Annotated in this window: 17 protein-coding genes; 7 read left to right on the top strand and 10 right to left on the bottom strand. The window is 72.8% G+C overall.

Annotated elements, in window-relative coordinates; translation table 11 throughout:
• Window positions 1-55: 55 nt before the first annotated feature.
• The 3 genes from A6A06_RS30805 to A6A06_RS30795 all read right to left on the bottom strand — a co-directional run bounded on the left by A6A06_RS30805 (window position 56) and on the right by A6A06_RS30795 (window position 4,623).
• Window positions 56-1,732, bottom strand: coding sequence for an MFS transporter (locus A6A06_RS30805; protein ID WP_242441023.1), 1,677 nt, complete (start codon window positions 1,730-1,732; stop codon window positions 56-58).
• A gap of 89 nt (window positions 1,733-1,821) precedes the next feature.
• Window positions 1,822-3,249, bottom strand: a complete 1,428-nt coding sequence (locus A6A06_RS30800; RefSeq protein WP_073765550.1) for a UDP-glucose dehydrogenase family protein — start codon at window positions 3,247-3,249, stop codon at window positions 1,822-1,824.
• Between the two features lie 312 nt (window positions 3,250-3,561).
• On the bottom strand, window positions 3,562-4,623 hold the full coding sequence (locus A6A06_RS30795) for an NAD-dependent epimerase/dehydratase family protein (protein WP_079194456.1): 1,062 nt from the start codon (window positions 4,621-4,623) through the stop codon (window positions 3,562-3,564).
• Between the two features lie 215 nt (window positions 4,624-4,838).
• On the opposite strand from A6A06_RS30795, the gene A6A06_RS30790 reads away from it, so the two are divergent.
• On the top strand, window positions 4,839-5,579 hold the full coding sequence (locus A6A06_RS30790) for a TetR/AcrR family transcriptional regulator (protein WP_073765548.1): 741 nt from the start codon (window positions 4,839-4,841) through the stop codon (window positions 5,577-5,579).
• On the opposite strand, the gene A6A06_RS30785 is transcribed toward A6A06_RS30790, so the two are convergent.
• Entirely contained in the window at window positions 5,576-6,565 is a 990-nt protein-coding gene (locus A6A06_RS30785; RefSeq protein ID WP_073765546.1) for a helix-turn-helix transcriptional regulator, read from the bottom strand. The two genes, A6A06_RS30790 and A6A06_RS30785, sit on opposite strands and share 4 nt — an antisense overlap.
• A 126-nt stretch (window positions 6,566-6,691) precedes the next feature.
• Here A6A06_RS30785 and A6A06_RS30780 point away from each other — a divergent pair, with 126 nt between their 5' ends.
• Together A6A06_RS30780 and A6A06_RS30775 are read left to right on the top strand one after the other, a co-directional pair.
• Window positions 6,692-7,651, top strand: coding sequence for an alpha/beta fold hydrolase (locus tag A6A06_RS30780; protein ID WP_073765544.1), 960 nt, complete (start codon window positions 6,692-6,694; stop codon window positions 7,649-7,651).
• A complete protein-coding gene (locus A6A06_RS30775; RefSeq protein ID WP_073765542.1) occupies window positions 7,648-8,979 on the top strand; it encodes an MFS transporter in 1,332 nt (443 codons plus the stop codon). Before A6A06_RS30780 ends, A6A06_RS30775 begins: the two co-directional genes overlap by 4 nt.
• Here A6A06_RS30775 and A6A06_RS30770 read toward each other — a convergent pair.
• Window positions 8,930-9,256, bottom strand: coding sequence for a hypothetical protein (locus tag A6A06_RS30770; RefSeq protein WP_199931276.1), 327 nt, complete (start codon window positions 9,254-9,256; stop codon window positions 8,930-8,932). The genes A6A06_RS30775 and A6A06_RS30770 overlap by 50 nt on opposite strands.
• A 240-nt stretch (window positions 9,257-9,496) precedes the next feature.
• Between A6A06_RS30770 and A6A06_RS30765 the strand changes: the two genes are divergently transcribed.
• Window positions 9,497-9,856 carry a hypothetical protein gene (locus tag A6A06_RS30765; protein WP_073765538.1) on the top strand — a complete coding sequence of 120 codons (360 nt, stop codon included), beginning with the start codon at window positions 9,497-9,499 and terminating at the stop codon, window positions 9,854-9,856.
• Complete coding sequence (locus A6A06_RS30760) at window positions 9,849-10,112, top strand: hypothetical protein (protein ID WP_073765536.1); 264 nt, start codon at window positions 9,849-9,851, stop codon at window positions 10,110-10,112. Before A6A06_RS30765 ends, A6A06_RS30760 begins: the two co-directional genes overlap by 8 nt.
• Here the strand turns inward: A6A06_RS30760 and A6A06_RS30755 are convergent.
• The 3 genes from A6A06_RS30755 to A6A06_RS30745 are packed head-to-tail and all read right to left on the bottom strand — an operon-like array spanning window position 10,106 to window position 11,496.
• Window positions 10,106-10,327 (bottom strand): DUF397 domain-containing protein, encoded by a 222-nt coding sequence (locus tag A6A06_RS30755; RefSeq protein WP_242441021.1) that lies wholly within the window; start codon window positions 10,325-10,327, stop codon window positions 10,106-10,108. The two genes, A6A06_RS30760 and A6A06_RS30755, sit on opposite strands and share 7 nt — an antisense overlap.
• 59 nt (window positions 10,328-10,386) lie before the next feature.
• Window positions 10,387-10,611 (bottom strand): DUF397 domain-containing protein, encoded by a 225-nt coding sequence (locus A6A06_RS30750; RefSeq protein ID WP_073765534.1) that lies wholly within the window; start codon window positions 10,609-10,611, stop codon window positions 10,387-10,389.
• Between the two features lie 3 nt (window positions 10,612-10,614).
• On the bottom strand, window positions 10,615-11,496 hold the full coding sequence (locus tag A6A06_RS30745; RefSeq protein WP_073765532.1) for a helix-turn-helix domain-containing protein: 882 nt from the start codon (window positions 11,494-11,496) through the stop codon (window positions 10,615-10,617).
• 149 nt (window positions 11,497-11,645) lie between these two features.
• Here A6A06_RS30745 and A6A06_RS30740 point away from each other — a divergent pair, with 149 nt between their 5' ends.
• On the top strand, window positions 11,646-12,089 hold the full coding sequence (locus A6A06_RS30740; protein WP_073765529.1) for an ATP-binding protein: 444 nt from the start codon (window positions 11,646-11,648) through the stop codon (window positions 12,087-12,089).
• On the opposite strand, the gene A6A06_RS30735 is transcribed toward A6A06_RS30740, so the two are convergent.
• Window positions 12,052-12,897 carry a GNAT family N-acetyltransferase gene (locus A6A06_RS30735; protein WP_073765527.1) on the bottom strand — a complete coding sequence of 282 codons (846 nt, stop codon included), beginning with the start codon at window positions 12,895-12,897 and terminating at the stop codon, window positions 12,052-12,054. The genes A6A06_RS30740 and A6A06_RS30735 overlap by 38 nt on opposite strands.
• A 204-nt stretch (window positions 12,898-13,101) precedes the next feature.
• On the opposite strand from A6A06_RS30735, the gene A6A06_RS42265 reads away from it, so the two are divergent.
• Window positions 13,102-13,278, top strand: coding sequence for a hypothetical protein (locus A6A06_RS42265; RefSeq protein ID WP_199931275.1), 177 nt, complete (start codon window positions 13,102-13,104; stop codon window positions 13,276-13,278).
• An 89-nt stretch (window positions 13,279-13,367) separates the two neighbouring features.
• On the opposite strand, the gene A6A06_RS30730 is transcribed toward A6A06_RS42265, so the two are convergent.
• Window positions 13,368-14,822, bottom strand: a complete 1,455-nt coding sequence (locus tag A6A06_RS30730) for a dihydrolipoamide acetyltransferase family protein (RefSeq protein ID WP_073765525.1) — start codon at window positions 14,820-14,822, stop codon at window positions 13,368-13,370.
• Window positions 14,823-14,826 lie beyond the last annotated feature (4 nt).

The following is a 14,826-nucleotide window of genomic DNA, read 5'->3' as shown; positions in this document are numbered from 1 at the left end:
CAGTGCGTACGGGCGCGGACCGGGGGCGCACAGCACAGTCGGCGCTCCCGCCCCCTCAGTGCTCGTGCGCCGACAGCTCCTCGTCGCGATCCAAGGCGTACGCCCAGATCAGGTGGCGTACGCGAGGAGCGCTGCCGGGCCGCGTCAGGCTGCGGGCCCGTGCCTCCAGCTCCTGGTCCTCCTTGGTCCCGCGTTCCAGATGCTGGCGCAGGTGCTCCCGCTCGGAGACGACGGTGAACGTCTCCATGAACAGCGTCGGATCCTCCATGTCCTCGTACAGGCCCCACATGGTGGCGCCCGTCCTGCGCCGGGCCTGGCCGACCGGCCGCATGGCCCGGATGAACGCCTCCGCGTCGGCCCGGTCCACCCGCCACTCCACGATGACCAGTACGGGCCCGATGTTGCGGCCCGGCGTCCGCATGCTCTCCGGCTCGGGCCAGTGCTGGACGTGCTCCATGTCGATGTGTCCGGCGGGCATCGGCATCGTCCGCATGCCCACGACCGTCGTCAGCGCCAGCCCCGCGCCCGCGATCACGAACGCGGCCCGCACGCCGAACCAGTCGGCCACCAGCCCCCAGCCGACCCCGCCCAGCGCCTGCCCGCCCATGAAGACCAGCTGGTAGTAGGCGAGCGCGCGGGTGCGCGCCCAGACGGGCAGCAGGATCTGCGCGGAGGCGGAGAGGGTGGACAGCACCGCCACCCAGGCCAGGCCCGAAATGATCAGCGCGACGGCGGCGACGACCGGCGACGCCACCAGTCCGATCACGGCCATGGTGGCCGCGTACAGCACCATGGCCACGGTGACCAGGCCGTTCGTCGTCGTGCGGGGCCGTACCGCGGGCAGCGCCAGCGCACCGCCCACCGCGCCCAGCCCGACGCAGCCCAGCAGCAGCCCGTACCCCCCGGCGCTCATGCCCAGCGGGCCGCGGGCGATGGCCGGGAGCAGCGCCCACAGCCCGCCGGCGAAGAGCATGAACAGTCCGGAGCGGCCGAGTACGGCACCGAACATGGGCGCCCTGCGTACGTACCGGGCGCCCGCGCGGATCGCGCCGCGTACGTGCTCCGAGCCCAGCGGCCGGTGGGTGGCGGGCCGCCGCCAGGCGTACAGGACGACCATGACGCCCAGGAAGGACAGCGCGTTGATGCCGAAGGTGGCCGCCGGGCCCGCGGCGGAGATGAGCAGGCCGCCGACGGCCGGGCCCGCGGCCCGTGCGACGTTGCCGTTGGCGCTGTTGAGCAGCGCCGCCTGGGGGATCTCGTCCTTGCTGACCAGTTCGGGCTGGATGGCCTGGAAGGAGGAGATGCAGAAGGCCTCACCCGTTCCCATGAGGGCGGTGAGCAGGAGCAGCAGGGTCGGGGTCGCCTGGCCGGCGGCGGTGACGGCGGCCAGCCCGGCCGCCCCGACGAACATCAGCAGCTGCCCGCCGAGGAGCAGCCGCCGCTGGTCGAGGATGTCGCCCAGCGCTCCGGCGGGCACCACCAGCGCGAAGACCGGCAGGGTGGTGGCCGTCTGGACGAGGGCGACCTCCAGCGCTCCGCCGCCGAGGTCGCCCATCAGCCACTGGGCGCCGACGGTCTGCATCCAGGTGCCCATGTTGGCCGCGAGCTGGGCGATCCACAGCGCCCGGAACATCCGGCGGCGCATCGGGGCCCACGCCGACGGTTCCGGGCGGACCGCCTCCGGGGGTGCTGCGTCCGGAGGCGGCTCGTCCGGCGCGGGTGGCTGATTCACCGGAAAGGCTCTCCTCGCCGTGGGAACGACCGCTGTGTCCCAGTGTCCGTACCCGCGACCGCCCCTTACCGCCCGTTACGTACCGAGATTCACTGGTCTGGGAGAGGGGGCGGCGGTTCCGGGGGACGGCTGCGGACGACGGCTTCCGGTGCCGGCCGCGCGCCGTCCGCCTCGGCGGCCGCCGGGCCGGACCGGCCGCCGGCCGCCGAGGCGGGCAGCCGGGTGCCGACGCTGCGGTAGCGGACGGGCAGGGCGGCCATCCGCTCGGGGCTGAGGCAGTTCTTCCCGTCGATGACCAGCCGCGGTTCGTAGAGCAGGGTGGCCAGCGCCCGCCAGTCCGCCTCGATCGCCTGCGGCCACTCCGTCAGCACCACGACGGCGTGGGCACCCTCCACCGCCTCCGCCAGACCGGACGCCGGGCGGGCGCCGGGGAAGAGACCGGCGATGGCGTCGGTGTCGGTGCCCGGGTCCCACACCCGGACCCGCGCGCCCTGGCCGAGCAGCGCCGGGACCACCGTCCGGCTCGGCGCGGCCCGCAGGTCGTCGCTCCACGGCTCGTAGCGCACGCCGAGCACGGCGATCTCCGCGTCGGCCAGGCCGTCGGCGGGCCCGTCGCCGAGTTCGGTGCGCAGCATCTGGACGGCCAGCCCGAACTGGGCGTCGTTGACGGCGATGGTGGCGCGCAGCAGCGGGGTCGGCAGGCCCGCGGTGCTCGCCCAGTGGGCCAGCGCGTTGGTGTCCTTGGGCAGGCAGGAGTCGCCGTAGCCGAGGCCGGGCTGGAGGAAGGCGTGGCCGATACGGGGGTCGAAGCCGACGCCCTGCATGACGTGGTCGATGTCGATGTCCGGGCCGGAGCACATGCCGGCCACCTCGTTCGCGAAGCTGATCTTCGTGGCGAGGAAGGCGTTGCTCGCGTATTTGATCATCTCCGCGCCGGAGGGCGTGGTCTCGACCCAGGGCGCGGCGATCCCCTCGTACAGCTCGCGCAGCGCCCGCAGGCCGTCCTCGGCCCACGTGCCCGCCACGATCCGGGCGGGTACGGCCCAGTCCTCCAGCGCACTGCCCTGGTTGAGGAACTCCGGGTTGTACGCGAAGCGTTCACGCAGTCCGGGGTAGGCCTCGGCGAGCACGGCGCTCGTACCGGGCGGCACGGTGGACTTCAGCACCACGCAGGGCGTGGGCAGCAGTTGCAGGATCTCGCCGAGTGCGGAGGTGACCTGCGTCAGATCCGCCGACCCGTCGGACGCGGGTGGCGTGCCGACGGTCACGAGGACGATGTCGAACGGCGCCCGCCGGTGGCTTTCGGTGACGGAACCGGAGAAGCGGAGCCGCCCGGTGGCCTGCGCGGCCGTCAGCTGCTCCGGCAGTCCCGGCTCGAAGACCGGCGCCCGGCCCGCCTCCAGGACGCGCAGCCGCTCCGTATCCTGCTCGATTCCGGTGACGTGATGGCCCTGGTGGGCCAGGGCGACCGCTCCGGTCAAGCCCACATATCCCTGTCCTACGACCGCTACTCGCATCACAAATCAGCCCCTTCGGTCCTGCTGATTTGATTCGCTCCGCCACGAGAACCACGGGGACGTGCCACGTGACGAGGCAATTGGTGCCAGTGTGCGGGGTGCGGCACGAGGGCGCAGCCGGAGCCGGCCTCCCGTAACGGAGGAGGCGCCGGGGCGGCGAGTCCCGGGGCCTCCTCCCGTCACCGGCCGCCCGGGACCTCCCCCCGTCACCGGCCGGGCAGCCGGACCCCGAAGAGCCGCCGCGCCCGCCCGGCCTGTGCGCCCGCCCGGCCAGCGCGCCCGCCGCGCCCGCCCGCCCGGCGCGTACCGCCGTCAGACCGCGCCGTTCACCGCTGCGCTCCCCTCTCCGCACACCTCTTCGCGCCCCTCCGCATACCCCTCCGCACGCCCCTCCGCGCTCTGCTCGGCGCTCCGTTCGGCGCTCCGCTCCGCGAGCCAGGACCAGTACCAGTCGACGGTCGCGCCGATCCCGTCGCGCAGCGGGGTCGGCGCCGTGCCGAAGCGCTGCTCGAACGCGTCCGAGACCATCGTCTGCGTCTCGGTGTGCTGGTAGAACAGCTCGGCGTACTCCGCCATGAAGGCGTCGTCGAACGGGCCCCAGGACCGCGGTTCGGTCAGCACCTCCGTCTCGAACGTGATCTTGGTGCGGTCCCGCACGAGATCCAGCACCTCGCGCACGGTGGGAGCGGCCGCCGTCGGCAGGTGCCAGGCCCGCCCGAACGCGTCCGGTTCCTGGCTGAGCCGGGCCATGCCGCGGGCGACGTCCCCGATGTACGTGAAGCTGTGCGCCAGGTCCAGGCTGCCGAGGGCGATGACCGTGCCGCCGGTCAGGGCCGCCGGGAAGACCGCGCCGCCCAGCGTCGAGTTGACGACGCGCGGCCCGTAGAAGTCGGCGGCGCGGGCCAGTACGACCGGCAGCCGGCCCGCGCGGTGGGCCGCCAGGTACGCCTCGTCCAGCCGGGCCCGCATCCGGCCCTTGCGGGAGGTGGCCCGCCACGGGGCGTCCTCGGTCAGCGGCTCGCCGCCGGACGGGCCGTACGGGTAGAGGGTGTCCATCACCACCAGCCGGGCGCCCGCCTCCGCCGTGGCGTCCACGATCACCTTCTGGAGGGCGGGCATCATCTCGACCTGGTGCTCGTAGGCCACGTTGACGCAGTGGTGGACCACCTCGGCACCGGCCACCGCCTCCCGCGCGGCGGCCGGTGACCCGAGGTCGGCGGCGACGGCCTCCACACCGGGCAGCTTGGCCCGCCCCGTGCGGTCGACGGTCCGTACGCGAAGGCCCTGGCGCAGCAGTTCCTCGGCGAGGGTGGTGCCGGCCGGGCCGGTGCCCAGGACGACGTGCAGCGGAGCGGGCGGCGTGACTGCGGACATACGGAACCCCTGAGTTCGATGGATCGGTGGATCGATGGATCGGTGGATCGACGGGTCGACGGGTCGACGGACGCGGGACGCCGCACCGCGACGCCCGGCTATCGCTCATCACTATAGCTATAACCTCTAACCAAATCTATAGCCGATATTCTGCTCTCCGACAGCACCACCGTCCCGCCGTCCACCGTCCACCCCGCGCAAGCTGGAGCCGCCCCATGCCGCCGTCCGCATCCTCCACGCCCCCCGCCGCCCAGACACCGCGCCAGCGCTACCGCGCCCAGGTCCAGCAAGAGGTCAAGCAGGCCGCGCTGGCACAGATCGCGGCCGGCGGCATCGAGGCGCTGAGCATCAACGCCATCGCCAAGACCCTCGGCATGTCGGGCCCCGCCCTCTACAAGTACTTCCGCAACCGCGACGACCTGCTCACCGCGCTCATCAGCGACGGGTACGAGGACGCCGCCGACGTCACCCGTGAGGCGGCGCGCCGGGCCGCCGACGCGTCACCCCGCGACCGGCTGCTGGCCCTCGCCCACGCGTTCCGCGACTGGGCCCTCGCCCAGCCCCACCGCTACCTGCTCCTCGCGGGCACCCCCGCCGTGGCGTACGAGGCTCCCGCCCACACCGCGGAGAGCGCCCGCAAGGTCCTCGGCCCGTTCCTGGCCGTCCTGGCCGAAGGCAGGCCGTGGCCGGCCGCCGAGCCGCTCTACGGCGAAGTGCGCGCCTGGGTCGCGGGCACCCCCGCGGTCGCCGACTGGGCCGCCGCGTACACCTCCGTCGCCGACCCGGTCCCCACGCTCGCCGCCACCATCCTCGCCTGGACCCGCATCCATGGCATCGTCAGCCTCGAAGTCCAGGGCCTGTTCGCCAACATGGGCCACGACCCCGCCACCCTCCTCACCCTCGAAATCGGCTCCCTGGCCGACACGGCAGGGCTGGGGAGCACCGCCACGTCCTAACCGCGCCGGTCCGGCACGCCGTACACCCGGGCCCACGCGGCGACCGTCTCGGTGATCCTGGCGCGCAGTTCCGGGGGCGAGCGGACCTCCGCCTCGGCGCCGAGGCGGAGCAGCAGGCCCGCGGTGTGCTCGGCGGACTCGACCGGGACGACCACACGGATCCGGCCGTCGGGCTCCGGGGGCCGGGCGCTCGCCAGGGCGGCGCGGGCCACGGCCGGTTCCAGGAGCTGGGGCAGCCGCTCCAGCAGGCGCGGCGACACGAGCAGCTCCGCCTCGCCCGTGTACCGGCGGTCGTCGAAGTCGGCCAGCGAAGCCGCCCAGTGCCCGGCCAGGTCGAACCCCTCCGGCCGCTCGAACCCCTCCTCCAGGACGTCCACCCGCAGGACCTCGGACACCCGATACGTACGTACCCCCCGCTCCCCGCCCGCCACCAGATACCACCGGCCCGCCTTGAGGACCACGCCGTACGGCTCCAGGTCCCGGTCCACCTCCCGCGGCTCCGCCCACCGCCGGTAGCGCACCCGGACCCGGCACTGCTCCCAGACCGCCCGGACGACCGGGGCGAGGTGCGGGACGGCCTCCGGCGCGTCGTACCAGAGGGAAGTGTCCAGGTGGAAGCGCTGCGTGAGCCGCGCGGCCCGCTCGCGCAGCTCGTCGGGCAAGGCGGCGGCCAGCTTGAGCTCCAGACTCGCCAGGACGCCGCCCAGGCCCAGCTCCGCCGCCGGTCCCGGCAGGCCGGACAGGAACAGGGCCTCCGCTTCCCCGGCGGTCAGGCCGGTCAGCCGGGTGCGGTAACCGTCGACGAGGCGGTAGCCGCCGTCGTGCCCCGGCTCCGCGTACAGCGGCACGCCCGCGGCGCTCAGCGACTCCATGTCCCGGTAGACCGTACGCACCGACACGTCCAGCTCGTCGGCCAGCTGACGGGCCGTCAGGCGGCCCCGCGCCTGGAGCAGCAGAAGGGCTGACAGCAGTCGGCTCGCGCGCATGACCGCAAGTCTGCCGCCCTCCACTGACAGAGGGTGTCAGGGGACCCCGCATACGTTCCGTGCGCCCGGACGTGACACCACGCGGGCACCCACACGGATACGTATGCGGATACGGAGAAGTACACGATGATTCCCGGCGCCGAGACCTTCGACGGCACCTGGCCCTACGCCCCCCACTACACCGAGACGGCCGGCTTCCGGCAGCACTACGCCGACGAAGGCCCGCGCGACGCGGACCGGACCGTGGTCCTGCTGCACGGCGAGCCGACCTGGGGCTACCTCTGGCGGCACCTCGTCGGCCCGCTGGCACGCACCCACCGCGTCGTGGTGCCCGACCACATGGGCTTCGGCAAGAGCGCGACGCCGCCCGGCCGTACGTATCTGGCCCATGAGCACGTCGACAACCTGGAGCGCCTGCTCGTCGACGTCCTCGACCTGCGCCGGATCACCCTGGTGCTGCACGACTGGGGCGGCCCGATCGGCACCGGCTTCATGCTGCGCCACCCCGACCGGGTCGACCGCGTCTTCGCGACCAACACCGTGCTCCCGCTCGGCCTGCCCGGGTACGACGCGCTGATGGCGGCCAACATGGACGACAGCGCCTGGTTCCGGTGGGCCCGCACCGCGTACGCGCAGGGCTCCCTCGAAGAGGTGCTGGGCAACGCCGGGCACACCGTCGTCGGCCTGATGCTGGCCCTCCAGACCATCGCGCGCCCGCAGATCGTGACGCCCACCTGGATACGGGCCTACGCGGGCCACTTCACGGAACGGGCCGCGTGCCGGGGCGTCATCCGCTTCCCGCAGCAGCTCGTCGCTCCGGAGACAGGCCCGGAGACGGGCCCGGACGCGAACCCGCTGACGCCGCCGCCCGACCGGGACGCCGTCGCCGCGGTGCGCGCGAAGCCCGCCGTGCTCGTCGAAGGCATGCGGGACACCGCGCTGGTACCGCGCCACGTCATCCCGGCGTTCCGGCTGGCCTACCCCGAAGCGCCCGTCATCGAACTGCCGGACGCCGGCCACTTCACGCCCGAGGACGCCCCCGGCGAGCTGCTCACCGCACTCCAGCTCTTCCTGGAGACGACATGAGGCCCACCCGGCACCTCACCGGCCCCACCGGCCCCACCGACACCCCTGTCACCTCCCCCTCCTCCCGCTCCCTGCTGCTCCTCCTCGCCGTCGGCGTCTTCGCCATCGGCACCGACGGATACGTCATCGCCGGGCTGCTCACGGACATGGCCCACGACCTGCACGTGACAGAGGGCGCCGCGGGGCGGCTCGTCACCGTCTTCGCGCTGGCCTACGCGATCGGCGCACCCCTCCTCGGCGCGGCCACCGGGGGCCTGCGCCGACGGACCGTCCTCGTCGGCAGCCTCGGGCTCTTCGCCGCCACGAACCTCGCGGCCGCCCTCGTGGACTCGTACGCGGCCATGCTCGCCGTCCGCGTGGCGGCGGCGCTCGCCGCCGCGCTCTTCACGCCCGCAGCGGCGGCGGCCGCCCCGGCCCTCGTCCCCGCCGAGCGGCGCGGCCGGGCACTCGCCACGGTCGGCGCGGGCATGGCCGCCGCCACCGCGGCCGGCGTCCCGCTCGGCACGCTGATCGGCGGAGCCTTCGGGTGGCGCGCCACCTTCCTCGCCGTGGCCGCGCTCGGCGCCGCGGCAGCCGCGGGGACGGCACTGCTGCTCCCGGCGGATACGGCCGCGACTGCGAGCGGGGCCGGAGCCGGAGCCGGGGCCGGAGGCGGGGCCGGAGGCGGGCCCGGCTCCCGGCTAGCCGTGCTCCGCGTACCCGGCGTCCCGTCCGCGCTCGGCGTCTCCGTCCTGTGGATCGCCGGAGCGTTCACCGTCCTGACGTACATCGGGCCCGTCCTCGCCGAGGTGGGCGGGGTGCGCGGCACCGCACTGAGCCTGTGGCTGCTGGTGTTCGGCCTCGCGGCCGTGGCCGGCAACGCACTCGGCGGACGCTTCGCCGACCGCCACCCCACGCCGTGGCTCACGGTGGTCTGCACGGCCGGTCTCACCGTGGCACTGGCAGCCCTCGGCCTGCTGGGCGCACTCGGCGCGCACGGCGCCACGGGGGCGGCGTGGGCCGCCGTCGCCCTCGCCGTCTGGGGCGTCTTCGGCTGGGCCTTCGCCCCGGCCCAGCAGCACCGCCTGGTCGGCCTCGCACCGGAGGCACCCGGCCTGATCCTCGCCCTGAACGCGAGCGCGACCTACGCCGGCATCTCCCTGGGCGGCCTCCTCGGCTCACTCGGCCTCGCCCACGCGGGGGCCGCCGGTGCGGGCCTGACCGCGACGGCCATCGAACTCCTGGCCGTCGCGGCAGCCGCTGCCGTCGCGCTCCGGAGCGCGAGAGCCGCAGTCGCCCCTACCGAGCAGCGCCCCTATTGCAAGCCGGCTTCACGTACTTGCCCTTGACGTGCAGCGCCTCAAGCCGCTGGCGGCAGATGTCGAGCGAGTACGCCGACCCCGCACCGTCCTCGGCGATCGAACACGCCTTGGCGGTCTCGCCGCCGACCGGCACGCTGTAACCCTTGTGCCGCAGGTACTGCTGGCAATCCCACGACCACGCCTGCGCCGGACCCGCCGCCACCAGCGGCAACGCCCCCGCCACGAACACGCCACTCGCGGCCACGGCCGCCCGCCGAACCCACTTGCTCCGCATCACACGATCCTCTCCACGCTCGGTCAGCACGCGGCGCGCCTGCCCACGACCGGAACATGTCATGCCCGTACGTCCGCGCCGCGGCCCTAGGGCCGGGGGGCGCGGCTGCCGACCGGTATGACACCGGTTGCATCGTCTTGAGCCCGGTGCGCCGACGTGAGGCTCACGGGCCTCAAACCTCGCTTCGACAGCGCGTACCTCGTACGCCGCCCTAGGATGCAAGGGCATGGCACCCCGGTCAGCCCCCGGCACGAAGGAGAGGGCAGCGGCATGAGTGCCCAACCTGAAGAACCGCCCGAGGAACTGGTCCCCCGGCCCGGCCTGGCCTTCCCCAGCCTGCGTGCCGCCCTCGCCCGGGTCGCTCCCGCCCGGGTTCCCGAGATGCTGGCCGACCGCGACGTCCAGTTCACCCGGGCCACGGAGACGGGGTCGTTCGAACCGATCAAGGGCTTTCAGCTCAAGTGGGCGACCGTCATCGAGATGAAGCGGCGCCGCGACCTCGACCAGCGCATGGAGGCCGCGCAACATCTCGTACACACCCTCGACCGCACCGCCCCGGAGTGGCGGGCCGCCATGGACGAGGTCCGCGACGTGTACAACGAGGCCCGGCGCGCGGTGACCGGTGGCTGAGTGGCGCTGGGAGTACGACCCCACCGCGGATCACGTCATCGGTGGCATCGACGATCTGGCGCTCATCGCCAGGATCGAGGAGACGGCGGACGAACTGGTGCGGGCAGCCGCCGCCCAATACCTCGACGGCACGCTCTACCAAGGCTCGTCGCCGAAGATCGGTGAGGAGGTCGTCACCGGCGGCATGTTCATCCACCAGGCTGTACCGCGACACCAATGCGTGTACATCCTCCAGGTCACCGTGTCGCCTTACTGATGCCGCGCGGTGAGGGACACCGCGCGTATCCTTCCGTCGATCACGGCGGACCGGAAGGCCAGCCATTCGGGGTCGCCGAAGAGCAAGGTCTGTCCCGACGGGTTCTTGGAGTCGCGGACGGCGACGACGGCGGGGACGTTGGTCGCGACCTCGACGCATTCCTGCGCCGGGGCCCCGCCGCTGTGACTGGGCTTCATGAACTGGAACTCGCGCACGGGTCATAGCTCCTTGCCGATGGTGCCGATCAGAGTGACCGAGTCGCGTGGGGCCAGGCTCAGCCTGACTGATGCCGACCGGTGAGCAGCCCTGCGCGTATCTGCCCATCGACCACGGCAGATCGGAATGCCAGCCACTCGCGGTCGCCGAACAGCAAGGTGCGTCCCGACGGGTTCTTGGAGTCGCGGACGGCCACGACGGCGGGAACGTTGGTCGCGACCTCGACGCACTCGCCGCCGGCGGGGCTGCTGTAACTTGACTTGACGAATTGGAACTCGGGCACGGCTCACAACCCCTTACGCAGGCTATCGATCAAGGTAACCGAGTCGTCGGGCGTGAGGCTCAACCCGGCTGCGCGGTCGAAAAATTCCCCGTACAAAGCGCTGTCACCCTCGTGCTCGACCCATACGGTCGACGTGATGCCGTCGAGGTGGATCACGTCCGCCGCACCGGGCTCAGCAAACGAGACGATGTTGAAGGGGCTCGTGATGCAGGGATGAGCACCTGCGGAGAACGGCGAAATCTGCAGTTTCACGTTGGGCAACGCGGCCAAGTCCAGCAATCGGGCCAACTGGGCGCGCATGATCTCTGAGCCGCCCACCAGTTGACGGAGCGCAGCTTCCCAGATCACCGCGTGCACCTGCAGAGGCCGGTCGCCGGTCAGCCTCGTCTGCCGACGCATCCTGATCTCGACGGTTCGCTCGATCTCGTCCGGCCTCTGCCAGGCCGCGCTGCCCGCTCCGAGGGCTCGGGCGTATTCGGGCGTCTGGCACAGCCCCGGGATCAGTGACACCTGCCAGTTCCGGACCTGATTCGCCACGTCCTCCAAGGCGATGTACTCGGCCAGGGCTCCCGCATTCGGCGAGTGGCGCCACCATCCCTTCGCCCTTCGCCGCTCCCGGTCCAGCTTCGCCAGGCCCAGGAGCCGCGCCACCGTGTCGGCGTCGTCCCTACCGTAGAGATGACACAGCGCACGAATGTCCGGGTCCCGCATCGGAACCAGCCCGCGTTCCATCTTCGCGACCTTCGGGACCGAAGCGGTCAACGCCTCCGCCGCGTGGGCCTGGCGCAGGCCCCGTGCCTCACGCATACGCAGCAGTTCGCCGCCCAGTCGGCGGCCCAGCACCGTTGAAACCGAAGAACCGCGTTCGGGTCGGTCACCCGCCATCTCCCGCCCCTTCCCGTCGAGTTGACCAAGCTATCGCAAGTAGAAATTTCTGCGCGTGCTACTTGCCTCGTCACGCACAGCAACACTACCGTCTGTATCGACTCGCTCGCACAGCGAGAACGTTGGCAATCCGACGGAGGCGATCAGCCATGCCCGTTCCCCAACTCACCTACGAAGACAAGCTCGACTACACGCCCACCGCGCGCAGCGTCTCCCTCGCGCGGCGGCGGGCGGCGCGGCTGGTGGCGGAGTGGGGGTGGGCGGACGCCGCCGGGGACGTGGCGCTGATCGTTTCGGAGTTGGCGACCAACGCGTTGCTGCACGGGTCGTTGCGGGGGCGGTTGTTCCGGGTGCGGCTGGTGCTGAGCGCGACGATGGTGCGGATCGAGGTGAGTGACCCGCGTGGGGAGCGCGTGCCGAAGGCGAGGGCGTGCGCGGGTTCCACGTCCGGGTACGGGCTCGTGCTCGTGGGCGGGCTCGCCGACCGGTGGGGGACCGAGCCCCGTACCGTCGGCAAGACCGTGTGGGCGGAGCTGGAGCTCCGGGTACGTGCCGCTACGCGGCCATGTGCCCCTGGGCGATCAGGCGGTTGACGACCCGCATGTGCGCCGGGGCGCAGCGTTCCTGCGACTCGTGGCGGTCGAACCACGCGTATTCGGCGATCTCGCGGCCGGGGGCGGGGGTGATGTCCTGGGGCCCGCCGGTGAAGCACGTCATGTGCAGGCGGCGGCCGGCGTTCACGCCGTGCGCGGTGGCGTGGATGACGAAGGCCTCACGGAGGTCACCCGCCGGTACCGACAGGCCGAGTTCTTCGGAGAGTTCGCGGGAGAGCGCTTCGGGGGCGGTCTCGCCCGGTTCGTACTTGCCGCCGGGCAGGTAGAACGTGTCGTTGCCGCGCGTACGGACGCTGAGCAGGCGGCCGTCCCGTACGTGCAGCCAGCTGACGGAGCGCAGGGGCGCCGGGCGGTCGAGGGCGACGAGGGTTTCGCCGGTGGCCTCGTCGGTGCGGCGGCTGCGTTCCGTGAAGCCGAGGTGGGTGTAGAAGCCGAGGGCGCCGGTGTTGCGGGCGAAGGCTTCGAGGGTGAGGGCGCCGTGGCGGGACGCGGCGTGTTCCAGGAGCTGGGCGCCGATGCCGCGGCCCTGCGCCTCGGGGGCTACGAAGAGGCCGCCGATCTGGGAGCCGAGCAGGCCGAGGAGGCCGAGGACGGTGCCGTCGCGCTCGTCCTCGGCCACCCAGTTGTCCGCCTGGACGAGGTAGACGTCGCGGAGTTCGCGGGCGCGCTCCCCCGTGCCCTCGCCCTCGATGAAGGGGTGGGCCCGGCGTACGGCGCGGGACCACAGGTCGGTGACGGACGGCTCGTCCGCCGGGCGGTAGGGGCGGATGATCGTCGGGCTGCTCATCCGGCCGACGCTAGGCAGGGAGGGGGATAGGGGCAAATGATTTTCGGGGGGCCGGCCCTCTGGATCTGCCGAAGGATGTACCTGGTGTCCGACTTAAGACTGACGTGAGTCTGTACCTGGCGCGTACGGAATCGGCGATTTCCCGTGACGTAATGGAAGGGAGGGGCCGAGCAGGCTCCGATCCGTACGCAAGGGGAGACCACCATGCAGTCCAGGACGAACGCCGGCCGACGTGCTCGGACCACCGTCATGGTCGCGCTGCTCGTGGCCGCGCTGTGGGGCGGTATCGCGCTGACGAAGGGCGCGGCACAGGCCGACCACTCGGCACCGGACGGGCCCGTGGGGCACCTCAGCCGCGCCGTCGAGATCATCCGGGGCTGAGGGCAGAACGGCTCAAGACAGCGAGGGCGGGCCCGGAGGCGACCATTCCGGTCGCCTCCGGGCCCGCCCTCATGGGGTACCGGTGCCGGTCAGGCCCAGGTGATCAGCCGCTTGGGCTGTTCCAGGATCGCCGCGGTGTCCGCGAGGACCTTGGAGCCCAGTTCGCCGTCGACCAGGCGGTGGTCGAAGGAGAGCGCCAGTGTGGTGACCTGGCGGGGCTTGACCTTGCCCTTGTGGACCCAGGGCTGGAGTTTGACCGCGCCGAAGGCGAGGATCGCGGACTCCCCGGGGTTGAGGATGGGGGTGCCGGTGTCGACGCCGAAGACGCCCACGTTGGTGATGGTGACGGTGCCGCCGGCCATGTCGCCGGGGGCCGTCTTGCCTTCGCGGGCCGTGGCGATGAGTTCGCCGAGCGCGGTGGCCAGCTGCGGCAGGGTCTTGGCCTCGGCGTCCTTGATGTTGGGGACGATCAGGCCGCGGGGGGTGGCCGCGGCGATGCCCAGGTTCACGTAGTCCTTGCGGATGATCTCCTGGTTGTCCTCGTCCCAGGCCGCGTTGACCTCGGGGTTGCGCTTGATGGCGACCAACAGTGCCCGGGCGACGAGCAGGAGCGGGTTGACGCGCAGGCCCGCCATGTCGGGGTCCTGCTTGAGCTCCTGGACGAGCTTCATCGTGCGGGTCACGTCGACGGTGACGAATTCGGTGACGTGCGGCGCGGTGAAGGCGCTGTTGACCATCGCCTGGGCGGTGGCCTTGCGGACGCCCTTGATGGGGATGCGCGTCTCGCGGGCGCGGACGGCCTCGGAGCCGCCGGTAGCGGTAGCGGTGTCGGCGGCGGGCTGCGGGACCGCGGCCGGGGCCTCGGCGGCGGGCGCGGGGGCCGCCGCGGCGTGCACGTCCTCGCGGGTGATCACGCCGTCCGGGCCGGTCGGGGTGACCGCGGCCAGGTCGATGCCGAGGTCCTTGGCCAGCTTGCGCACCGGGGGCTTGGCCAGCGGCCGCCCGGCTGCGGGGACGGCAGCCGGGACGGCAGGCGCCGGAGCGGCCGGGGCCACGGGCGCCGGGGCCGGGGCCGCGGCGTGCCCGTTCAGCTCCGCCTGGATTGCCGCGGCGGCCGGCTCCTGCGCCGGAACGCCCGCCTGCGGCTTGCGCGCCCGCCGCTTGGTGGACGAGGGCGCCGCGCCGTAGCCGACGAGGACGGCCTGCCGGCCCTGCGGCTCGGCGTCCTCCTCCGCGGCGGCGGGTGCGGCCTCGGCCGCGGCGGGAGCCCCGGCCGGGCCGGCGCCGGGGTCGGTGTCCACCGCGATGATGGAGGTGCCCACGTCGACGGTGGCGCCCTCCTCGAAGTGCACCGCGTGCACCACGCCCTCATACGGGCTGGGCAGCTCCACGGCGGCCTTGGCGGTCTCCACCTCGCAGATGACCTGCCCGTCGGTGACGGTGTCACCCGGCTGCACGTACCACTTGAGGATCTCGGCCTCGGTCAGCCCCTCGCCCACATCGGGCATCTTGAACTCACGGAAGCGCTGCTCGGTTGCAGTCATGGTC

It is taken from the genome of Streptomyces sp. CB02923 (assembly GCF_001905005.1).
Classification (GTDB): Bacteria; Actinomycetota; Actinomycetes; order Streptomycetales; family Streptomycetaceae; genus Streptomyces.
Note: the sequence above shows the minus strand (reverse complement) of the source record. Positions and strands in the feature narration are given on the sequence as shown.